The 21,592-nt window shown below is 71.9% G+C and carries 20 protein-coding genes; 13 read left to right on the top strand and 7 right to left on the bottom strand.

The genetic code is table 11. The features are described 5' to 3' along the window. Positions 1-45 precede the first annotated feature (45 nt). Both ACFQW6_RS08765 and ACFQW6_RS08760 read left to right on the top strand, forming a co-directional pair. Positions 46-639 carry an RNA polymerase sigma factor gene (locus tag ACFQW6_RS08765; RefSeq protein ID WP_378543316.1) on the top strand — a complete coding sequence of 198 codons (594 nt, stop codon included), beginning with the start codon at positions 46-48 and terminating at the stop codon, positions 637-639. After that, complete coding sequence (locus tag ACFQW6_RS08760) at positions 636-1,094, top strand: hypothetical protein (protein ID WP_378543314.1); 459 nt, start codon at positions 636-638, stop codon at positions 1,092-1,094. Before ACFQW6_RS08765 ends, ACFQW6_RS08760 begins: the two co-directional genes overlap by 4 nt. 24 nt (positions 1,095-1,118) lie before the next feature. On the opposite strand, the gene ACFQW6_RS08755 is transcribed toward ACFQW6_RS08760, so the two are convergent. Continuing rightward, positions 1,119-2,402 (bottom strand): S8 family serine peptidase, encoded by a 1,284-nt coding sequence (locus ACFQW6_RS08755; protein ID WP_378543312.1) that lies wholly within the window; start codon positions 2,400-2,402, stop codon positions 1,119-1,121. A gap of 80 nt (positions 2,403-2,482) precedes the next feature. Here ACFQW6_RS08755 and ACFQW6_RS08750 point away from each other — a divergent pair, with 80 nt between their 5' ends. From ACFQW6_RS08750 to ACFQW6_RS08740, 3 genes are all read left to right on the top strand, one after another. Continuing rightward, a complete protein-coding gene (locus tag ACFQW6_RS08750; RefSeq protein ID WP_378543310.1) occupies positions 2,483-5,071 on the top strand; it encodes a CHAT domain-containing protein in 2,589 nt (862 codons plus the stop codon). 67 nt (positions 5,072-5,138) lie between these two features. Continuing rightward, entirely contained in the window at positions 5,139-6,917 is a 1,779-nt protein-coding gene (locus ACFQW6_RS08745) for a proline--tRNA ligase (protein WP_378543308.1), read from the top strand. A gap of 4 nt (positions 6,918-6,921) precedes the next feature. Beyond that, entirely contained in the window at positions 6,922-7,647 is a 726-nt protein-coding gene (locus tag ACFQW6_RS08740) for an HAD family hydrolase (protein WP_378543306.1), read from the top strand. A gap of 257 nt (positions 7,648-7,904) precedes the next feature. On the opposite strand, the gene ACFQW6_RS08735 is transcribed toward ACFQW6_RS08740, so the two are convergent. Together ACFQW6_RS08735 and ACFQW6_RS08730 are read right to left on the bottom strand one after the other, a co-directional pair. Then, positions 7,905-8,339: a ferritin-like domain-containing protein gene (locus ACFQW6_RS08735; protein ID WP_378543304.1), complete on the bottom strand. Its 435-nt coding sequence runs from the start codon at positions 8,337-8,339 to the stop codon at positions 7,905-7,907. Continuing rightward, complete coding sequence (locus ACFQW6_RS08730) at positions 8,336-8,851, bottom strand: hypothetical protein (protein ID WP_378543302.1); 516 nt, start codon at positions 8,849-8,851, stop codon at positions 8,336-8,338. The genes ACFQW6_RS08735 and ACFQW6_RS08730 overlap by 4 nt, the downstream gene beginning before the upstream one ends. Before the next feature lie 125 nt (positions 8,852-8,976). On the opposite strand from ACFQW6_RS08730, the gene rimP reads away from it, so the two are divergent. The 8 genes from rimP to ACFQW6_RS08690 all read left to right on the top strand — a co-directional run bounded on the left by rimP (position 8,977) and on the right by ACFQW6_RS08690 (position 17,234). Next, a complete protein-coding gene (gene rimP, locus ACFQW6_RS08725) occupies positions 8,977-9,474 on the top strand; it encodes a ribosome maturation factor RimP (RefSeq protein WP_378543300.1) in 498 nt (165 codons plus the stop codon). After that, the gene (gene nusA, locus ACFQW6_RS08720; protein WP_378543298.1) at positions 9,474-10,451 is read left to right on the top strand and encodes a transcription termination factor NusA; all 978 of its coding nucleotides are present in this window, start codon (positions 9,474-9,476) and stop codon (positions 10,449-10,451) included. The genes rimP and nusA overlap by 1 nt, the downstream gene beginning before the upstream one ends. A 24-nt stretch (positions 10,452-10,475) precedes the next feature. Beyond that, positions 10,476-10,853, top strand: a complete 378-nt coding sequence (locus ACFQW6_RS08715; RefSeq protein ID WP_378543632.1) for a YlxR family protein — start codon at positions 10,476-10,478, stop codon at positions 10,851-10,853. Positions 10,854-10,951: 98 nt separating this feature from the next. Beyond that, the gene (gene infB, locus ACFQW6_RS08710) at positions 10,952-13,774 is read left to right on the top strand and encodes a translation initiation factor IF-2 (protein WP_378543296.1); all 2,823 of its coding nucleotides are present in this window, start codon (positions 10,952-10,954) and stop codon (positions 13,772-13,774) included. 133 nt (positions 13,775-13,907) lie between these two features. Continuing rightward, positions 13,908-14,390: a 30S ribosome-binding factor RbfA gene (rbfA, locus tag ACFQW6_RS08705; protein ID WP_378543294.1), complete on the top strand. Its 483-nt coding sequence runs from the start codon at positions 13,908-13,910 to the stop codon at positions 14,388-14,390. Further along, complete coding sequence (truB, locus tag ACFQW6_RS08700) at positions 14,390-15,259, top strand: tRNA pseudouridine(55) synthase TruB (protein WP_378543292.1); 870 nt, start codon at positions 14,390-14,392, stop codon at positions 15,257-15,259. Before rbfA ends, truB begins: the two co-directional genes overlap by 1 nt. A 51-nt stretch (positions 15,260-15,310) precedes the next feature. Further along, positions 15,311-16,249, top strand: coding sequence for a bifunctional riboflavin kinase/FAD synthetase (locus ACFQW6_RS08695; RefSeq protein WP_378543290.1), 939 nt, complete (start codon positions 15,311-15,313; stop codon positions 16,247-16,249). Next, positions 16,242-17,234: a hypothetical protein gene (locus tag ACFQW6_RS08690; protein WP_378543288.1), complete on the top strand. Its 993-nt coding sequence runs from the start codon at positions 16,242-16,244 to the stop codon at positions 17,232-17,234. Before ACFQW6_RS08695 ends, ACFQW6_RS08690 begins: the two co-directional genes overlap by 8 nt. A 91-nt stretch (positions 17,235-17,325) precedes the next feature. Here ACFQW6_RS08690 and ACFQW6_RS08685 read toward each other — a convergent pair whose 3' ends face one another. Genes ACFQW6_RS08685 through ACFQW6_RS08670 form a run of 4 tightly spaced genes read right to left on the bottom strand, consistent with a single transcriptional unit; the run spans position 17,326 to position 21,514 of the window. Continuing rightward, the gene (locus tag ACFQW6_RS08685; protein ID WP_378543286.1) at positions 17,326-17,568 is read right to left on the bottom strand and encodes an HPr family phosphocarrier protein; all 243 of its coding nucleotides are present in this window, start codon (positions 17,566-17,568) and stop codon (positions 17,326-17,328) included. 45 nt (positions 17,569-17,613) lie between these two features. Beyond that, positions 17,614-19,767: a fructose-specific PTS transporter subunit EIIC gene (locus ACFQW6_RS08680; protein ID WP_378543284.1), complete on the bottom strand. Its 2,154-nt coding sequence runs from the start codon at positions 19,765-19,767 to the stop codon at positions 17,614-17,616. Then, positions 19,764-20,729 (bottom strand): 1-phosphofructokinase family hexose kinase, encoded by a 966-nt coding sequence (locus ACFQW6_RS08675; protein WP_378543282.1) that lies wholly within the window; start codon positions 20,727-20,729, stop codon positions 19,764-19,766. Before ACFQW6_RS08675 ends, ACFQW6_RS08680 begins: the two co-directional genes overlap by 4 nt. Further along, entirely contained in the window at positions 20,726-21,514 is a 789-nt protein-coding gene (locus ACFQW6_RS08670; RefSeq protein WP_378543280.1) for a DeoR/GlpR family DNA-binding transcription regulator, read from the bottom strand. Before ACFQW6_RS08670 ends, ACFQW6_RS08675 begins: the two co-directional genes overlap by 4 nt. Positions 21,515-21,592 lie beyond the last annotated feature (78 nt).

Genomic DNA, 21,592 nt, shown 5'->3' with positions numbered 1-21,592 from the left:
CAGGGGTGTACGCGCACCTGTGCTGACATGGGGACAATGGTCACCATGTCAGAGGACCGTAGGACTGAGGGGCAGTCCGACCAGTCACCGTGGGACATGGCGAGTGGGGCGTTCATCGCCTGGCGTTCGGGGGACGCCGCAGCGATGGACGAGCTGGTCGCCACGATGACGCCGATCCTGTGGCACGTGGTGCGGGCATACGGGCACGACCGCCAGACCGCCGAGGACGTGATCCAGGCGACCTGGCTCGGTTTCGTACGCCTCCACCGGACCATCGAGGACCCGCAGGCGGTCGCGTCCTGGCTGATCACCTCGGCCAGGCGCGGCGCAGCCGCCCATGCCAGGGCCGCGCGACGCGCGACCCCGGTGCAGGACGAGACGCTGCACGCCGCACTCCCTGACGCGGAGTCGGCCGAGGCGCTCGCCATGCTCGACGACGAGGCGTCACGGCTGTGGGGAGCCGTGGCGACCGTCGACGAGCGCTGCCGCAAGCTGCTGAGAGTCGTGGCCTTCATGGATCGCCCCGACTACCAGTCGATCAGCCGAGACCTCGACATGCCGGTCGGGAGCATCGGCCCCACGCGGGCCCGGTGCCTGGCGAAGGTCCGGACCGCCCTGATGAAAGGAGGCGAGCGATGAATGCTGGGGACGCCGCTCTCCTTGAGGAACTGCGTGACATGTGGATGACCTACGACCCTCCGCCAACCGGTCTCGTCGCGACGATGATCGCCGCCGTCGCTGCCGCCGACCTCGATGCGGAGTGGGAGATGCTCACCCTCGTCCGCGACTCGCGGGACGAACCCGCTGCCCAGGTGAGGGGACTCGCCACGTCGCGGATCCTCTACTTCACCGCCGCTGAGGGATGGTCGCTCGACGCCGAGCTCGACGACGGCCAGGTCCGCGGCCAGCTGCTCGACTTCGACGGCGACATGGGGGCCGTCGAGGTCGTGGTCGAGACGACCGACGGCCAGAGCTGGACCACCGCGCTCGACGAGGTGGGGTTCTTCGCCCTCGCCGCCGAGCCGACGGGGTCGGTGCGCTTCACGGTGCGCGACGGCGGCCGGTCGGCGACCAGTCGCTGGATCGAGCTCTGAGCCGCCCGGCCCTGCCCCTCGCCATCAGGGGCCGGGGTAGGGCTGGCGCAGCTCCCGGTGAGGTCCGATCGTCGGGTCCGAGTCCGTGGTCGCCCGGGCGAGCACGGCGTCGCGGGCGTCCCGTGCCGACGCACCGGTCTCGCTGATCTCGCGGGCGATGAGGCCGGCCACGACCGGGGCTGAGAACGACGTGCCGCTCCACCGCGCCAGGCCCGTGCTGAACACCCGGACGTCACCCTTGTCCGGCGTCTCGTTGCATTCGAAGGTGCCGTCGGGGAACGCGTTGACCAGGTTGCGCCCCAGCGCGTAGACGTCGGCCGAGACCCCGAAGTTGGAGAAGTCGGAGACGCGTCCGTCCCGGTCGAGCGAGCCGACCCCGACGCACCAGGCGAAGGCAGCCGGCCAGAACGGGGCGGCCCAGGAGTCGTTGCCGGCGGCTGCCACGAGGACGCAGTCGCGATCCTTCAGGTGCTTGTTGTGGAACTTCCTCAGCGGGATCGACGGCAGGTCGAGCCGGGTGCGGCAGCCGGCCGAGAGGTTGATGACCTGAGGATCGTGCCGCAGCGCCTCCTGGAGCTGCACGACGAGGTCGGACTCCAGGATCCCGCCGCCACCGACCCCGCCGATCGCGAAGCCCTCCACGTAGACCTTCGTCTCCGTAGCGACGCACCGCACGACACCGGCGATGAACGTGCCGTGGCCGGCGTACGGTCGCAGGTCGGGGCCGTTGAGCTCGTCGTCGCCCTCCACGCCCTTGAGCCACGGGGTGCGGGGGTCGGTCGCGGCGGGCGGGTGCCAGCCGGTGTCGACCACCACGACACTCACCTCGCGGGCCTTCTCCAACGGCGCGACCGGTGGCCACGGCTCGGTGAGCCCGGTCTCCTGGGCCTCGATCGCTGGGCACATGCTGCCTCCTCCGCCGCCGGGGGAGACGTGGACCCAGTGGTCGGGTGAAGCGGCACCGCGGCGCAGGCCATTGTCCTCGAGGAGGTCGAGCACCTCCGGCACCGACTGTCCATCACGACGCTCGGGCAGCAGGTAGCGGACGACCTCGCCGTCGAGCAGGTCGACGTCGTCGCGGCGCAGCTCGCCCGTGAGGACCCGGTCGCCGAGCTGCCTGACGAGCTCCTCGAACGCCTGGACGTCGTCGCCGTCCACGAGCACCCGGTCGGGGTGGAACACGTACGTGAAGTCGGCGGGTGCCAGCGTGTCCCACGCGACCCCGCCCTCGTTGGCCTCCTGGAAGGCTCGGATCTGGTCGGTGGTGCGTCGCCGTCGGTCGTCGCCGATCTTCCAGTCGTCTGACATGGTCCGACGCTAGCGTCGTCGGGGTCTCGGGCCGAGGGATTCCGGAGAGTTTTCCGCACGGATACGCGAGAATGGGACACGTGGATCGGGACGAGGCGGAGGAGCTGCTCCGCACCCTCTTCGCCGACCCCGGGGCCGCGCGCCTGCGTGCCGAGCAGGTGCTCGTCCCGGACCCCGACGTGGCGCTCGCCTCCATCGGGCACCAGATCGTGGGAATCGTCGTCCGCGACCTCGGCGACATGGAGGCAGCGCTCCACGAGATGCGGACGGCGCTGCGACTGGCCCGCCGCTCCGGCGACCATGCCCGAGCGGCGGACGCCAAGGCCACCCTGGGCATCTCGCTCTGCGCCGCCGGTCGCACACGCGAAGGGTTGCGGCACCTCGACGAGGCGGCGGCCGCGCTCGACGGCGTACCGCTCGCGCGGGTGCTGGTGCGCCGGGCGAGGGTGATGAGCTTCACCCAGGAGAACTTCGAGGCGGGAGCCGGCGACCTGGTGCGCGCGCTCGCGATCCTCGACCGGTCCGACGACGAGATCTGGCGGGCCCGCGCCCTTCACCTCCAAGGCCTCACCCGAACCGGTCTCGGCGACCTCGACGCTGCACGCCGCGCGTTCGAGGAGGCCATGGAGGTGCACGCGGGCCTCGGCCTACGGTCGGACGTCGCGACGGGGATCCACACACGGGGGTGGCTCGCCTTCCTCGAGGGAGACCTGCCGCGAGCCCTCGAGTGCTACGCCGACGCGAGCGACCGGTTCGACGACCTCGACATCACCAGCGTGGACCTGGTCTACGACCGGTGCAGCGCCTACCTCGTCGCAGGCATGCCGGCAGACGCCCTGGACGTCGTCGAGCGCGCCCTCGAGGCCCGCCCAGTGATCGAGACCGAGCGGGCCGACTTGCTGCTGGCGCTCGCCGGGGCGGCGTTTGCCGCCGGGGACTGGGCTCGGGCCAGGTCGGCCGCCGACGCAGCATGTCGCCTGTACCAACGGCAGGCGCGCCAGCGGCACTGGGTCAGGGCGGAGCTGTACGCGATCTGGTCGCGCGCCGAAGTCACCGGCAGGCCCGCCAGGCTGCTCCCTCGGCTGGAGACCTTGGTCACGGCAGCCCGCGAGTCCGCCGCTCCTGAGCTGCCACAGGCGCTGCTCCTCGGCGCGCAGGTCGCGAGCCGGGTGCGCGGACCAGGGGCGGCACAGCTGGTGGACCACTGGCTCGACGAGGCCGCCGCTTGCAGGAACGCCTCGACCGGCACCACCCGGGCCCTCGGCTGGCTGGCGCTGGCCAGACGCCGTGAGGCCGCCGGCGAGGCGGGCGCGGTCATCCGCGCGTGCGAACGCGGCCTCCGGGCGCTGGATGAGCACCAGGCGACTCTCGGCAGCCAGGAGCTGCGAGCCGGATCCGCCGGCCACGGTGCGGCCCTCGCCGAGCTCGGCACTCGCACCGCCATGTCCCGCGGCGACGCACGGCAGCTGCTGCGGTGGTCGGAGCGGTGGCGGGCCACCGCCCTTGCCACGCCGGCCCGGACAGCAGGTCACGACGCGCAGACCCGGGCCGACCTCGTCGCGCTGCGGGCCCAGCGTCGCCGCCTGGAGGAGGCCCTGGCGGACGGCGCCCCCACCGACGCCCTCGAGGCGCGTGCCACCCGGCTCGAGCAGCAGGTGCGCCGTCGCCTGTTGCAGGAGCGAGGATCCGGAGAGGCTGCCGCGGCCCTCGACGTCAGGTCGCTCCTCGAGGCGCTCGCCGAGGACGACACGGTCCTCGTGGAGCTGACCGAGCTCGACGGCGTCCTGCACGCGCTCGTGGCGGGTCGCGGGCGCGTACGCCACCGGGTGGTCGGCGAGGCAACGGCCGCTGCCGCTGCCGTCGACTTCTCGTTGTTCACCCTGCGCCAAGCGGCGCGTGGACGTCGGGCGCAGCTCGACGTGGCCGGCGCCCGGCTCGAGCGGGCGCTGCTCGGGGACGCGTTGAACGGCGTGGGTGACTCGCGCATCGTCGTGTCCGGCACCGCTGCACTGCAGGGCGTGCCGTGGGGACTGGTGCCCTTGCTCGCCCGCCGGCCGGTCACCAGCACGCCGTCCGCCCGCCTGTGGCTGCGGGCGAGATCGGCGCGGCCCGCGGACGAGGACCGTCGCGTGATGCTCGTCGGGCCGGGGCTCGGCAGCGGCGGGGCCGAGGTGCCCGCGGTCGTCGCGCAGGATCCCGGTGCGCAGGTGCTCGACGGCGACGCGGCGACCGTCTCGGCGTCGCTGGCCGCGCTGGACGGAGCGGCGCTGGCGCACGTCGCCGCGCACGGCCGCTTCCGCGAGGACAGCCCGCTCTTCTCGTCCCTCACGCTCGCCGACGGCCCGCTGCTCGTGCACGACCTCCAGGGCCTCGACCGACCACCGCACCGCGTCGTGCTGTCGGCCTGTGAGTCCGGCGTCATGGCGCCGGTCGGTGACCAGGAGCTTCTCGGCCTGGCGGCGGCGCTCCTGTCGATGGGCACCGCCGGGGTCGTCTCGAGCCTCGCGGAGGTCGACGACGCTGCGACCGTCGAGGTGATGGTCGCCCTCCACGCCCGGCTCCGACAAGGGGGCGGGCTCGGCGACGCGATGCTCGCTGCCCGTGAGGCTGCGGCGGGTGAGTCCGTGCTGGCTGCGACCGCCGCATCCTTCACCGTGCTGGGGTTGTGACGGGGCGGCGCCGACGCCGACGGAACTGGTTCGCGGCGGCCACGGGCGCACCCCTATCGTTGCGCGCATGACTGGCCGCATCCTCCGCATGTCGACCCTGTTCGTGCGCACCCTGCGCGACGACCCCAACGACGCCGAGGTGCCGAGCCACAGGCTTCTCGTGCGAGCCGGCTACATCCGCCGCGCGGCGCCGGGCATCTACACCTGGCTGCCGCTCGGTCTGCGGGTGCTGCGGAAGATCGAGAGCGTCATCCGCGAGGAGATGGACGACATGGGCGCCCAGGAGCTGTCGTTCCCGGCGCTCCTGCCCAAGGAGCCCTACGAGGCGACGGGGCGGTGGAAGGACTACGGCCCCAACATCTTCCGCCTCCAGGACCGCAAGGGCGGCGACTACCTGCTCGGGCCGACGCACGAGGAGATGTTCACCCTCGTGGTGAAGGACCTCTACAACTCCTACAAGGACCTGCCGCTCTCGATCTACCAGATCCAGAACAAGTACCGCGACGAAGCCCGGCCGCGCGCCGGACTGCTGCGCGGTCGCGAGTTCGTGATGAAGGACTCCTACTCCTTCGACGTCGACGACGCCGGCCTCGAGCGGTCCTACCAGCTGCACCGCGACGCCTACATCCGGATCTTCGACCGGCTCGGCTTCGAGTACGTCATCGTCAAGGCCACGTCGGGCGCCATGGGCGGCTCGGCGAGCGAGGAGTTCCTCGCCAAGGCCGACGTGGGCGAGGACACCTACGTCCGATGCACGCACTGCGACTACGCCGCCAACGTGGAGGCCGTCACCGTCCCCGCCCCGCCCGCGGTGTCGTACGACGACGCTCCCGCCGCGCACGCCGAGGACACCCCCGACACCCCGACCATCGACACCCTCGTCGCCCACCTCAACCAGGCCCACCCGCGCGACGACCGTCCCTGGGCCGCCGGTGACACGCTCAAGAACGTCCTGGTCGTCCTCAAGCACCCCGACGGCACCCGCGAGCCGCTCGCGATCGGCGTGCCCGGCGACCGCGACGTCGACCAGAAGCGTCTCGAGGGCCAGCTCGAGCCGATCGAGGTCGAGGCGATGGACGAGGCCGAGATGGCCAAGCACCCCTCCCTGGTCAAGGGCTACATCGGCCCCGAGGCACTGGGGGAGGAGTCGACGTCGGGGATCCGCTACCTCGTCGACCCCCGCGTCGTGGAGGGCACCCGCTGGGTCACCGGTGCCAACGTGCCGGGCTCCCACGTGCTCGACCTCGTCGTCGGCCGTGACTTCGCCCCCGACGGCACGATCGAGGCCGCCGACGTGCGCGACGGCGATCCCTGCCCCAACTGCCACGAGGGCGTGCTCGAGTCCGCCCGCGGCGTCGAGATGGGACACATCTTCCAGCTGGGCCGCAAGTACGCCGAGGCGCTCGGGCTCAAGGTGCTCGACGAGAACGGCAAGCTCGTCACCGTCACCATGGGCTCCTACGGCATCGGTCCGTCGCGGGCCGTCGCCGCGATCGCCGAGGGCACGCTCGACGACCTGGGCCTGTGCTGGCCCCGCAACGTCGCCCCCGCCGACGTCCACGTGGTCGCCGCCGGCAAGGACGAGGCGGTCTTCTCCGCCGCCGAGGTGCTCGCCCAGGGCCTGAAGGGCGCCGGCGTCGAGGTGCTCCTCGACGACCGCGCCGGCAAGGTCAGCCCCGGAGTGAAGTTCAAGGACGCTGAGCTCATCGGTGTGCCCACGATCGTCACCGTGGGCCGTGGCCTGGCCGACGGCAACGTCGAGGTCCGCGACCGCCGCACCGGCGAGCGTGAGGACGTCCCGGTCGGCTCGGCGGTCGCTCGCATCACCGAGATCGTCCGCAGCTGACCGCATGGCACACGCGCGGATCGAGGCGGTCATCTTCGACTGGGGCGGCACCCTGACCCGCTGGCACGACGTGGACTTCCACGCCGAGTCGGTGGCGCTGGCCCAGGCCGTACGTCGTACGCCCTCGCCGGACGACGACCACCACGCCCACGCAGAGCGCCTGCACCGCGCCGGCGACGTCATCTGGGGACGCAGCCGCGACCACCAGCAGAGCGCCACCATCGCCGACCTCTTCACCGAGGCCGGCCTCGACCACGACCCGGACCTGCTGGCCGCCTACTACGAGTTCTGGGAGCCACACACGCTCACCGACCCCGAGGTCCGGCCGATGTGGCAGGAGCTGCGCGCGGCGGGGGTGCGGGTGGGCGTGCTGTCCAACACCATCTGGCCGCGGGAGTGGCACGTCGGGTTCTTCGAGCGCGACGGGGTGTACGACCTCGTGGACGGCGACGTCTACACCAGCGAGGTCCCGTGGACGAAGCCCTCGCCGCTCGCCTTCGGTGCGGCGATGGACGCCGTGGGCGTGAGCGACCCGGCTGCCTGCGTGTACGTGGGGGACCGGCTCTTCGACGACGTGTGGGGCGCCCACAACGCAGGCATGCGGGCGATCCACGTCCCTCTGTCGTCGATCCCTGCGAACCAGGTCGGCCACACCGAGGGCGAGCCGGACGCCACGATCACGTCCCTGGCCGAGGTACCGGCCGTCGTGCGCCGGCTCGATGCCTCCTGAGCGTGGCACTTCTGCAACTTCGTGCGTTGCAGGAACATGCAAGCGCATCCGGCTTTCCCATCGGGCAGATCGAATGCATGATTGTGCATGTCGCTCCGCCACCCCCACAGGTTGGGCGACACAGGGTGATGCTGACCAACCCCACGGAGCGGTCCGCGTCCTCGGCTTTTGGGAGAGATCTCGGGACTTTCCCAAAGGCTGAGGCCGCGGGCCGCTCTCCCTGTGTCAGGGCACGGTGCGTCCGGCGCCGGGGCGGGTCAGGCCCGATCGAGCTCGGGGGCTCCCGGCCACGTCTCGGCGGTCTCGCCGAGCTGCAGACGCCAGACCGCCGACCAGGTCGCCTCGGTGAGCGCCCACTCGCGCACGGATCCTGTCGACTGCGCGACGAGCGCGAGCAGCCCCTCGACGCTCGCCGCCTCGAGGTCCGCCGCGGCACGTTCGAGCTGCGGCGGACGGAGGAGCGACCCGTCGAGGTCGTAGGCCACCTCGGCGGCGACGGGCTCGCCGCCGGCGTCGCGCACCATGAGCAGCAGCTGGTCGCGACGTGCGCGGTGGCGGCGGTAGCCGGACGTCAGCGTCTCGAAGAGCGCCGGCGACGTGGCCTGCGACGTACGCGCGCCGAGCACGCCGTAGGTGTAGAGCGCGGCGTGCTCGTCGGCGAGGCTCGCCTGCAGGGCGTCGAGGACGGTCATGACCCCTCCCGCCCGGCCGGGAGGTCGCCGAGCGCTGCTCCGTGCTGGGCGGTGGACGCCGCCATGCTCGCCAGCACGCGCGCGAGGTCGCCGCTCGCCGCGGCGACACAGCCGCGGCGCACCTCGCGCAGCAGCCGCTGCTCCGAGCGACGCACCGCTGTGAGGGCCCCGGCACGATCGGCAGGGATGCGGGGCGGCGGCGGGGTCGGGACGTCCGCGTCGGCGACCGCTCCCTCGAGCACCTCGAGGTGGGCGGCGTGCGCGGTCGCGACCGGCTCCAGGAGGGGCGTCAGGTCGGGGACCGAGAGCGTCGCGGCCTCCACCACCGACCGGGCGCGGACCAGTGCCGCGACGACCGCGGTGACGAGCTCGGAGTCCTCGGGCGGGGGCGGCGCCGCATCGGCGGACCCGTTGTCGCGCGACGGCGGATCGATGTCGCAGGCGGCCACCAGCAGCGGAGCGACGAGTGCCGCGCCCACCGTCGTACGACGGGTCAGCGAGCGTCCGGGCACCCCCGAACCCTAGCCGCCCCGTGGAGAGGCCCGGACCGGTCCGGACCGGCCACGGCTGTGTGTCGCGGCCCGGGTCGGGACGGCTATCGTGTCCACGGACAACTACACAAGGAGGTCGCAACCCGATGAGCACCCCACACCAGGACGCCACCCGGGACCGCATCGAGGCGGAGCTGGTCGACCCCTTGCAAGCGATGGGCCTCGACGTCGAGGCCGTCGAGGTCACCCCCGCGGGGAAGCGCCGCGTCCTCCGCGTCGCCGTCGACAAGGACGGCGGGGTCACCCTCGACGACGTCGCCGACGCGACACGTGAGGTGTCGCGGGTGCTCGACGAGTCCGACGTGATGGGTGAGATGCCCTACACGCTGGAGGTCACCTCCCGAGGCGTCGACCGTCCCCTGACGCTGCCGCGCCACTGGCGCCGCAACGAGGACCGCCTCGTCAAGGCCGTCCTCACCGACGGGTCGACCTTGACCGGACGCATCCTGACGTCGTCGGAGGACTCGGCGACCCTCGACGTGTCCGGGGAGCAGCACGAGGTCGCCTACGCCGACGTGGCCAAGGCGCTCGTGCAGATCGAGTTCAACCGCAAGACCGAGAAGCCCGAGGAGAAGGACGACTGATGGACATCGACCTGAGCATCCTGCGCATGCTGGAGCGGGAGAAGGAGATCTCCTTCGAGGTGCTGGCCGAGGCCATCGAGCAGGCCCTGCTCACCGCCTACCAGCGCGCCACCGAGTCCTCGCACCCCGCGCGCGTCGAGCTCGATCGCAAGACCGGTCACGTCACCGTCTGGGCGCGCGAGATCGGCGAGGACGGCACGGCCGGTCCGGAGTACGACGACACGCCCCAGGGGTTCGGCCGGATCGCCGCGACGACCGCGAAGCAGGTCATGCTCCAGCGGCTGCGCGACGCCGAGGACGAGATCAAGTTCGGAGAGTTCGCCGGCAAGGAGGGCGACATCATCTCGGGGATCATCCAGCAGGGTCGCAACCCCGACGACGTGATGGTCGACCTCGGCAAGATCGAGGCCATCCTGCCGGTCAGCGAGCGCGTGCCGGGGGAGAAGTACGTCCACGGCGAGCGCATCAAGTGCCTGGTCACGTCGGTCCGCAAGGGCATGCGGGGACCCCAGATCACGCTCTCCCGGTCCCACCCCACCCTGGTCAAGAAGCTCTTCGCGCTCGAGGTCCCCGAGATCGCCGACGGCACCGTCGAGGTCGCTGCCATCGCCCGCGAGGCCGGTCACCGCACCAAGATCGCGGTGCACTCGACCGTTCCCGGGGTCAACGCCAAGGGCGCCTGCATCGGTCCGATGGGCCAGCGCGTGCGCAACGTGATGAGCGAGCTGCACGGCGAGAAGATCGACATCGTCGACTGGGCCGAGGACCCCGCCGAGCTCGTCGGGCACGCCCTCTCGCCGGCCCGGGTGACCTCGGTGGAGATCGTCGACCTGGCTGCACGCTCGTGCCGGGTGGTCGTACCCGACTTCCAGCTCTCCCTGGCCATCGGCAAGGAGGGCCAGAACGCCCGCCTCGCCGCCCGGCTCACCGGTTGGCGCATCGACATCCGCTCGGACGAGGCTCCCGCGCCGGAGTAGCCCGGCACCGCGGCCGCCCAGTTGGTGAACCACTGGCCACACCGGCTAGAGTGGAGGTCAGTGGCCACCACGTCTGACACCCCTGCGCCCGGACCCGTCCGGACCTGTGTGGGTTGTCGGGCGAAAGCCACTGCGAGCGAGCTGCTGCGGGTGGTCGCAGGCTCGGACGCCGAGGGCAGACCCGCCCTGGTGCCCGATCCGGACCGCCGGGCACCCGGCCGCGGGGCGCACGTCCACCCCACGCCCGAGTGTTGGGAGCTCGCGGTGCGACGCCGAGCGTTTCCCCGGGCCCTCCGCTCGGGCGAGGGGCTCAGCACCGCGCCGGTGGCCGACCACCTCGCCCAGATCCACCAGTCCGATTCACCGCAGCACCGACCAGAAACTGGAGCACGCAGCTCATGAGCACTCGATGAGTAACTCGTAATGAGTGTGCACACCCACTAGCTGTTCCGTTTCCCCTCTCCTTCTGGGGTCACGGACCAGAAGGAGCAGAAACAACCGTGGCAAAGACCCGAGTCCACGAACTCGCCAAGGAGTTCGGAGTCGAGAGCAAGTTCGTTCTCGAGAAGCTCAAGGAGATGGGGGAGTTCGTCAAGTCGGCATCGTCGACTGTCGAGCCGCCCGTCGAGATGCGCTTCAAGAAGCAGTACGGCGACGAGCTGAAGGCCGCAGCGGCCTCAGCCCCCGCCGAGACTGCGGCGGCCGACAAGCCCGCCGCCAAGAAGGCCGCGCCCAAGCCCGGCCCCAAGCCCGCGCCGGCCCCTGCCGTCACCGAGGCCCCCGAGGTCGTCGAGGTCGCTGAGGCCCCCGCGGCTCCCGAGGCCCCGGCCGAGGCGCCCGTCGAGACCGCGGCCCCGGCCGCCGAGCCGGCAGCGCCCGCTGCTCGGCCCGGTCCGAAGCCCGGCCCGAAGGCACCGGCCGCCGAGCCCAAGGCCACGCCGGCCGAGCCCGAGGCACCCGCGGCCCCGGCTGCGAAGGCCCCGAGCCCCGCACCTCGCCCGGTCGGTCGTCCCGGCGCCCCCCGCCCGGGCAACAACCCGTTCGCCCCGAGCCAGGGCATGGGCCAGCGCCCCGCCCCGCGCACCGGTGGCGACGACAGCCGTCCGCCCCGTCCGCCGGCCGGCGGCGAGGGCCGTCCCGGCATGCCGCGCCCCAACCCGGCGATGATGCCGAAGTCCCCGGCGGCCTTCGGCAACGGTCCGGGCGGTCGTCCGGCTCGTGGCGGTCCCGGTGGCGGCCCCGGTGGCGGCCCCGGCCGTCCGGGTGCCCCCAGCCGCGGCGGTGCTCCGGGTCGTCCCGGCGCCGGCGCCCCCGGCGGTGCTCCCGGTCGTCCCGGTGGCTTCGGCCCGTCCGGTGGCGGTCGCCCCGGTGGCGGTCGTCCCGGCCAGCGCGGCCAGACCCAGGGTGCCTTCGGTCGCCCCGGTGGCCCCTCGCGTCGTGGTCGCAAGTCGAAGCGCGCCCGTCGCCAGGAGTTCGAGGCCATGGACGCCCCCACCCTGGGCGGCGTTCGGGTCCGCAAGGGCAACGGGGAGACCGTGCGTCTCCCGCGTGGCGCCTCGCTGACCGACTTCGCCGAGCGCATCAACGTGGACGCCGCTGCCCTCGTGCAGATGCTGTTCTCGCTCGGCGAGATGGTCACCTCGACCCAGTCGGTGGGTGACGAGACGTTCGAGCTGCTCGCCGAGGAGCTCAACTACGTCGTCCAGATCGTCTCGCCCGAGGACGAGGACCGCGAGCTGCTCGAGACGTTCGACCTCGAGTTCGGTGCCGACGAGGGCGACGAGTCCGACCTGGTCATCCGTCCGCCGGTCGTGACCGTCATGGGTCACGTCGACCACGGAAAGACCAAGCTCCTCGACGCGCTGCGTGACGCCAACGTGGTCGACAAGGAGGCCGGTGGCATCACCCAGCACATCGGTGCCTACCAGGTCCACACCGAGGTCGACGGCGACGACCGTCGCATCACCCTCATCGACACCCCGGGCCACGAGGCGTTCACCGCCATGCGTGCCCGTGGTGCCCAGGCCACCGACATCGCGATCCTGGTCGTCGCGGCCGACGACGGCGTCATGCCGCAGACGGTCGAGGCGCTCAACCACGCCAAGGCGGCCAACGTGCCGATCGTCGTGGCGGTCAACAAGATCGACAAGCCGGAGGCCGACTCCACCAAGGTCCGTGGCCAGCTCACCGAGTACGGCCTGATCCCCGAGGAGTACGGCGGCGACGCCATGTTCGTCGACGTCTCGGCCAAGGCCGGGCTCAACCTCGACAAGCTGCTCGAGGCCGTCGTGCTCACCGCTGACGCGTCGCTCGACCTGCGCGCCAACCCGGACCAGGACGCCCAGGGCCTCGTGGTCGAGGCACACCTCGACCGCGGTCGCGGTCCGGTCGCCACGGTGCTCGTCCAGCGCGGCACGCTCCGCGTGGGCGACTCGATCGTGGCCGGCCCGGCTCACGGTCGTGTGCGCGCCATGCTCGACGAGCACGGCCAGGAGATCACCGAGGCCGACCCGTCGCGTCCGGCGATGGTGCTGGGACTCTCGGCGGTGCCGGGTGCGGGCCAGAACTTCATCGTGGTCGAGGACGACCGCATGGCCCGTCAGATCGCCGAGAAGCGCGAGGCGCGCGAACGGGCGGCCATGCAGGCCAAGCGTCGCGTGCGCCGCAGCCTCGAGGACTTCATGGCCTCCATGGAGAAGGGCGAGAGCCAGGAGCTCAACCTCATCCTCAAGGGCGACGTGTCCGGTTCGGTCGAGGCGCTCGAGGACGCGCTGTCGCAGATCGACGTGGGCGACGAGGTCTCCCTCCGCGTGATCGACCGCGGTGTCGGTGCGATCACCGAGACCAACGTCGACCTCGCCGCCGCCTCCGACGCCATCATCATCGGCTTCAACGTCCGCCCGCAGGGCAAGGCGAGCCAGATGGCCGACAAGGAAGGTGTCGAGATCCGCTACTACTCGGTCATCTACCAGGCGATCGAGGAGATCGAGGCGGCGCTCAAGGGCATGCTCAAGCCCGTCTACGAGGAGTCGACCCTCGGCCAGGCGGAGATCCGCGAGATCTTCCGCTCGTCCAAGGCCGGCAACATCGCGGGCTGCATGGTCACCTCGGGTGTCATCCGCCGCAACGCCAAGGTGCGGATCCTGCGCGACGGAGCGGTGGTGGCCGACAACCTCGACCTGTCCTCGCTGCGCCGCGAGAAGGACGACGCGTCCGAGGTCCGCGAGGGCTTCGAGTGCGGTCTGGTGCTCCGGAACTTCCAGGACATCAAGATCGGCGACATCGTCGAGGCGTTCGAGATGCGCGAGATCCCGCGCAGCTGATCACCGAGCGGGCACTTCGTGCCCGTCCGCGTCACCGACCGGGCGCTTCGTTCCCACTCACGGGAACGAAGCGCCCGGTCACCGTCTGTGACGGGCCGGAAGTGCCCGGTCACGAGTAGGAGAGACTGGAGCCATGACCAATCCCCGCGTCCGCAAGATCGCCGACCGCATCCAGGTGATCGTCGCCGAGATGCTCGAGCGTCGGATCAAGGACCCCCGCCTCGGCTTCGTCACCATCACCGACGTCCGCGTGACGGGTGACTCCCAGCAGGCCTCGGTCTTCTACACGGTGCTCGGCGCCGAGGACGAGCTGGCCAGCACCGCCGCCGCCCTCGAGTCGGCCAAGGGCGTGATCCGCTCCGAGGTCGCCAAGCAGCTCGGGATGCGCATCGTGCCGTCGCTGACGTTCATCCCCGACGCCCTGCCGGAGAACGCCCGCGCCCTCGACGAGGTGCTGGCGCGCGCGAAGCAGCAGGACGAGGAGGTCGCCGCCCGCCGCGTCGAGGCGTACGCCGGCGAGCCCGACCCGTACAAGAAGCCGCGGGTGGCCGAGGACGAGCTCGACGACGAGGACGACGACCTCGACGACCTCGACGGCGGGGACGACCGCGCCTGATGGTCGACCCCGGTCTGGTGGTCGTCGACAAGGCCCCGGGCATGACCTCGCACGACGTGGTGGCTCGGGTCCGCCGGCTCGCCGGCACCCGCAAGGTCGGCCACGCCGGCACGCTCGACCCGATGGCCACGGGCGTGCTCGTGCTCGGAGTCGAGCGGGCCACGCGGCTGCTCGGCCACCTCATGCTCACCGAGAAGGCGTACGACGCCACGGTCCGGCTCGGGGTGTCGACGACCACCGACGACGCTGAGGGCGAGGTGGTGGCCACGACGCCCGCCTCGTTCCACCAGCCGGGCCTGGTCGAGGCCGAGTTCCTGGAGCAGGTGGGCGACATCCTCCAGGTCCCGACCGCCGTCTCCGCGATCAAGGTCGACGGCAAGCGGGCCTACCAGCGCGTCCGCGACGGCGAGCAGGTCGAGCTGAAGCCCCGCCCGGTCACGATCCACTCGCTCGTGGTCCACGACCAGCGCGTCGCCGGTGACTGGCTCGACGTCGACATCTCGGTGCGGTGCTCGTCCGGCACGTACATCCGCGCCATCGCCCGCGACGTCGGGGCGGCGCTCGGCGTGGGCGGCCACCTGACCGCGCTGCGGCGTACGGCCGTCGGGTCCTTCGACCTCTCCGTCGCCCGCACCCTCGAGCACCTGGCCGACGACTTCGCGGTCGTGCCGATCGCCGAGGCCGCGCGAGCCTCCTTCCCGGTCGTCGAGCTGGACGAGGAGCAGGCGGCGCACGTCCGCTTCGGTCGCGCCCTCGACCTGGCGCTGCCAGGCGACGGCCCGCACGCCGTGTTCGCGCCCGACGGGCAGTTCCTCGCGCTCTACGAGCGGCGCGGGCAGCAGGCCCGGCCGGTCGCGGTCTTCGTCTAGCAACGAGGGTGGGCACGTCGGCTCAGCGTGACCCGCCAGTAGGCTCGGCCCGTGCAGATCTGGCGAGACGTCGACGACGTGCCGGCCGACCTCGGCCGCACCGTGGTGAGCATCGGCAACTTCGACGGCGTCCACCTCGGGCACGCCCACGTGCTCCGCGAGGCGCGGAGCAGCGCCGCGCGCTTGGGCATCGACACGGTCGTGGCGGTGACGTTCGACCCGCACCCGATGGCGGTCCTGCGGCCCGAGCACGCCCCGCCCACCCTGACCTCGATCCACACGCGCGCCCGCCTGCTCGAGGACGCCGGCGTCGACGCGATGCTGGTCATCGGCTTCGACCGCGAGATCGCGTCCTGGTCGCCGCTGGAGTTCATCGACCGGATCCTCGTCGACACGCTGCACGCCGGCGCGGTCGTCGTCGGCTCCAACTTCCGCTTCGGCGCCAAGGCCGCCGGCGAGGTGGCGACGCTGGTCGAGGCCGGGGCGTCCCGCGACTTCGAGACGGTCGGTGTGCCGCTCGACGGCGGACCGCAGGTGTGGAGCTCGACCTACGTCCGCCAGTGCCTGGCCACCGGTGACGTCGCCGGAGCGGCCGAGGCGCTCGGACGCCCGTTCACCGTGCGTGGCACCGTCGTCGAGGGTGACAAGCGTGGTCGCGAGATGGGCTACCCGACGGCCAACGTGCCGATCCCGCCCGTCGACGCGGCCCCCGCCGACGGCGTGTACGCCGGCAGGCTGACCCGGCTCGACACGGGGGAGACCTACCCCGCCGCGATCTCGGTGGGCACCAACCCGACCTTCGACGGCGAGCGGGACCGTCGTGTGGAGTCCTACGTCCTGGACCGCGACGACCTCGAGCTGTACGGCGTCGAGGTGGAGGTCGCCTTCGTCGACCGGCTGCGCGGGATGGTCAAGTTCGAGGGCATGGAGGCCCTCATCGAGACCATGCACGACGACGTACGTCGCGCGCGCGAGGTGCTGGGTGGTTGAGCCCGCGGGCCGCCCCGTCGCCGACCTGGCTGCGACGGAGGAGTGGTTCGTCGCCCACGGCCTGCCCTACTTCGTCGACGACATCCGGGCCGAGGTGCACCGCGGCCTGGCCCGTGGGCGCCTCGCGCGGGTGGCCCTTGTCGCGGTGCTGCTCGCTGCCGCCGTCGCCGTCGGATTCGCCCTCGCTCCCGACCTGCGGTGGGACGACGGCCTCGTGCTGGGCATCAACGTCGGCCTGCTCAGCGTCGTGCTCTACGGGCTGTTCACGCTGCGAGCCTGGGTCATCGCGAAGTGGGCCGGGCACCGCACGTTCTCGAGCCTCAGCCTGCTGTTCCCGCTGGTCACCCGGGCCCTCCCGCTGCTGCTCCTCTTCGTCACGTTCCTCTTCATCAACGCAGAGGTGTGGGAGGTGTCCTCGCGACTCGACGGTGGTGTGATGTGGTTGACCGTCGCGCTCTTCCTCGTCATCACCGTCGGCTTCCTGCTGGTGCGGCTGCCCGAGGAGCTGGCCGGCTTCGACGAGCACATCGAGCCTGACGAGGTCGCCCGACACCTCGACGGGACACCACTGGCGGGCGTACGGCTTGCGGAGGACGAGGACCTGACCCAGGACGTCGCGATCGAGGGGCTGCAGAAGGCCAACCTGCTGCTGATGCTGCTCATCACCCAGCTCGTGCAGGTCCTGCTGCTGAGCGCGTCGATCTTCGTGTTCTTCGTGGTCTTCGGCCTGCTCGTGATGGAGCCGTCGATCGTCGAGGGGTGGACTGGCGAGAGCCCGGAGGGGATCCCGTTCCTGGAGCGGGCCAACTGGCAGCTGCTCCAGGTGTCGACGTTCCTCGCGGCCTTCAGCGGCCTCTACTTCACGGTCTACGCCGTCACTGACGAGGTCTACCGCAAACAGTTCTTCACCTCGATCATCCACGAGCTCGAGCGAGCCGTGAGCGTCCGAGCCGTCTATCGCTCCCTGCGACGGGCGGCAGCCTGAGCGTCCGCCACCCGCCGATGGGCGGTGCGTGAGCGACGAACCCGTCGACCGGGATGTGGCTCACGCACCGCCCATCGGGACGGGGAGTCGCTCAGGCGTCGAGGTCCTGCTCGACCAGCGCGGCGATCGCGTCGACCGCGGCCTGGTCGTCACCGGCGACCTCGACCGTGTCGCCGTTGCCGGCACCCAGGGTCATGATCATCAGCGAGGAGCTCGCGTCGACCCCGTTGATGGTCACGTCCGAGCCGAGCTCGGCGGCCTTCTCGGCGATGATCGCGGCGGGACGGGCGTGGAGGCCGACGGCGGAGCCGACGACGACGGACTTGCTGGGCATGGTGCTCCTTGGGTTGATGGTCGGTTGCTACAGACGGTGGAGTGCTCAGACGGTCGCGACATCGGGGTCGCGGGACCCCATCGACTTGAGGGCGATGACGGCGACGGCTCCGACGACCACGCCGGCGGCGAGGGCGATGAGGTAGCCGAGGACGTTCTCCACGGCGAACAGCACGAAGATCCCTCCGTGCGGTGCGCGCACACCGACCTCCATCGCCATCGACAGCCCGCCCGTGACGGCGCTGCCGGCCATGATGCCCGGGATGACGCGCAACGGGTCGGCCGCCGCGAAGGGGATGGCACCCTCGGTGATGAACGAGAGTCCCAGCAGCCAGCCGGCCTTCCCGTTCTCGCGCTCGGGGACGTTGAACAGCCCGGGCCGCAGGACGGTGGCCAGCGCCAGGGCGATCGGCGGGACCATGCCGGCCAGCATGACCGCGGCCATGATCTGCAGCTCGGGCGCGTCGCTGGCCAGCGACGCGCCGCCGACACCGACGGCGGCGAAGGTGTAGGCGACCTTGTTGAGCGGGCCGCCCATGTCGAACGCCATCATCAGGCCGAGGATCACGCCGAGGAGGATCGCGCTGCCTCCCGACATCGAGTTGAGCCCTTCGGTCAGCTGGTCCATGAGCCAGGAGATCGGCCTGCCGAGCACGATCAGCATCGCCAGACCGGCGAGCACCGAGGCGAACAGCGGGATGACCAGGACCGGCATCAGGCCGCGGGCCCAGGTGGGCACCTTCCAGCTCGCGATCCAGTGGGCCGCGATGCCGGCCAGGGCGCCGCCGATCATCGCGCCGATGAACCCGGTGGCCGGGTAGGCGACGCCGTCGGACGACTGCACGTTGAACAGGTTGGCCGAGAGGCCACCGAGGACGAAGCCCGGCGCGATGCCAGGGCGGTCGGCGATCGCGTACGCGATGTAGCCGCCCAGTGCCGGCAGGAACAGCGCGAACGCGGTCTTGCCGATGATGAAGAAGAGCGCCCCCAGGTAGGCCATCAGCCCGGAGTCGAACAGGGCGTGGTCGAGGCCCAGCGCAGCGGGGTCGGGGAGGTTGAAGATCCCGTAGTTCACCGCGATGTCGCCGTAGGGGCCGACGATCTCGTAGCCGCCGAGCAGGAAGCTCAGCGCGATCAGCAGACCGCCCGCGGCCACGAACGGGATCATGTAGGAGACGCCGGTCATCAGGACCCGCCGGATCCGGCCGCCCCACGACTCGTCGCCGCCGGCCTCGCTACCGCTCGAGGCCTCGCCCTCCACGCGGGGTGATCCCGCAGGATCGGCGGCGTAGCGCAGTGCTTCCGCGATCATCGCGTCGGCATCGTCGATCGGGCGCTTCACGCTCGAGCTCACCATCGGCTTCCCGGCGAACCGGCCGCGGTCACGCACGCCGACGTCGACGGCGAAGATCACCGCACCGGCGCGGGAGATCGTGTCGTGCGGCAGCGGCGTGGCGCCCACCGAGCCCTGCGTCTCGACCGCGAGGTCGACGCCGGCGCGCTCGGCGGCAGCCTCGAGCGCCTCGGCGGCCATGTAGGTGTGGGCGATGCCGGTCGGGCAGGCGGTGACCGCGACCAGCGACGGCTTGGTGCTGGTGTCGGTCGGCGACGCCGTCGCGACGCCTGCTGTCGCCGCGGCCGGGGCACCGGTGCCCGGCGCCTGCGTCGGGGTCGTGGTCTCGCCTCCTCCCGGCGTGGCTGCTCCCGACGGCGCCCCGGAGGCAGGAGCGGCGGCGGCCGCCGGCGCCGGTTCGCCGAGCTCGTGGGTGACGACCTCCACGACCTCCTCGACCGACTCCGCCGATCGCAGGGCGTCGGTGAAGGCCGGCTTGACCAGGGCGCGGGCCAGCTTGGTGAGGATGGTGAGGTGGTCGGCGTCGCCGCCGGCCGGCGCGGCGATGAGGAACGCCAGGTCGGCCGGGCCGTCCTTGGCGCCGAAGTCGACGGGCGGATCGAGCCGCGCGAAGGCGAGCGTCGGCACCTCGACGCCGGCCGTGCGGCAGTGCGGGATCGCGATGCCGCCGGGCAGGCCGGTCGCCGAGGTGGACTCGCGCGCGAACGCGTCCTCGATGAGCTGGTCCTTGCTGGTGGCTCGGCCGGCGTCGTCGACCACGCCGGCGAGGGCGCGGATGACGTCGTGCTTGTCCGAGCCCCAGTCGGCGCCGAGCCGGACGAGGTCGGTGGTGATCAGTGAGGTCATGCTGTGCCTCCCGTTGAGGGGGTGAGGGCGGTGACACCGACCAGCTCCGTGCGGAGCTGCGACGGTCGGGGGATGGTCGTGCCGGGGAGCCCTGCGGCGGCGCTGCCGTAGGCGACGGCCAGTGCCAGGCGCTCGGGGGCGGGCAGCCCCCGGATGTCGCCGAGCAGGTAGCCGAAGAGGCTGGAGTCGCCGGCACCGACGGTGCTGACGACTGTGGTGGGGGGCGGAGTGGCGTGCCAGGCACCGTCGGGCGTCACCAGCACGGCGCCGTTGCCGCCGAGGGTCGCCAGCACGGCTCCGACGCCACACTCGATGAGCTGGCGGGCCGCCGCCGCGGTGGCGTGCGGGTCGGACTCCAGCTCGTCGGCGTCGCCGCCGGTGAAGGAGGCGAGCTCCTCACCGTTGGGCTTCATCAGGTCAGGCGCGGAGGCCGGCAGCGCGTCGACCAGGGCCCGCAGCGGGGCGTCGCTGGTGTCGACGGCCACGCGGCCGCCCACCTCGCGCAGTCGTCGTACGAGCTCCGCGTAGAACTCGGGCGGGGCGCCGGCGGGCAACGACCCGGCGAGCACCGTCCAGTCGGCGCTCGAGGCGCGGACGAGCACGGCCTGCGCCATCAGCTCGAGGTGGAGGGGGAGCACCGCGGCGCCGGGGGAGTTGAGCTTGGTGGTGGTGCCGTCGGGCTCGGTGATGGTGAGGTTGACGCGTACGTCGCCGGCTGGTCGCACCGGCCGGCAGTCGATGCCGGCGCCGAGCAGCTCGAGGACGAAGGCGTCGTCCTTGGCGGCGGGCACGACGGCGATGCTGGGGATGTCGGCGGTGACGGCGGCGCGGGAGATGTTGACGCCCTTGCCCCCCGCCTGCGAGGTCACCGACGCCACGCGGTGCACCTGCCCGCGGGACAGCTCGCCGTCGAGCGCCACCGTGCGGTCGATGCTGGGGTTGGGGGTGAGGGTGAGGATCATGCGACCACCACCTCGATCCCGGCGCTCTCGAGCGCCCGTCGGTCTGCGGGCTCCACGTCGCTGTCGGTGACGAGCACGTCGAGGCTGTCGAGGGTAGCGAACCGCACAGCCGTCTCGACGCCGAGCTTGGTGGAGTCGGCCAGCACGACGGTCTTGCGCGCGCAGGCGATCATCGCCCGCTTGCTCGCCGCCTCGTCGCTGTCGGGGGTGGTGAGGCCGTGTCCGACGGTGAGGCCGTTGGTGGCGATGAAGGCCACGTCGGCGCGGAGGTCTGCCAGGGCCGCCACGGTCTCGGCGCCGACCGCGGCGTGGGTCGTGGGCCGCACCTTGCCCGGCAGCAGGTGGAGCTCGATCTGGGGGAGTCCGGCGAGGCGGGTGGCCACCGGCACGGCGTGGGTGATGACGATGAGCCGGTGGTCGCGGGGGAGGGCGGCGGCGAAGCGTGCGGTGGTGCTGCCCGCGTCGATCACGACGACCGAGTCCGGGGGCGGCAGCAGCGAGACGGCGGCATTGGCGATGGCCTCCTTGGCCTGCGTGTTGGACTGGTCGCGCTCACCGATGCCTGACTCGATGACGGTGAGCGAGCCGGCCGGGACGGCGCCACCGTGGACACGTCGGACCAGTCCCATCCGGTCGAGCGTCGACAGGTCGCGGCGCACGGTCTCGGTGGTGACCTCGAACTGGTCGGCCAGCTGGACGACCGAGAGTCGGCCGCGCCGACTGATCAGGTGGGCCATCGCCTGCTGGCGCTCCTCCGCGTACATCCGGTCCACCTCCACGTGCATCGTCCCACAATCTGTGTATGTGTTGTTTTAGTCCCGAATGTGTTGCTTGTCAACAACGCCGTGTTCTACGGTGTGTCC

It is taken from the genome of Nocardioides sp. GCM10028917 (genome assembly GCF_042666175.1).
In the GTDB taxonomy this organism is placed as follows: domain Bacteria; phylum Actinomycetota; class Actinomycetes; order Propionibacteriales; family Nocardioidaceae; genus Nocardioides.
The sequence above is the reverse complement of the archived record's forward strand: the minus strand, read 5'-3'. Positions and strand labels throughout refer to the sequence as shown.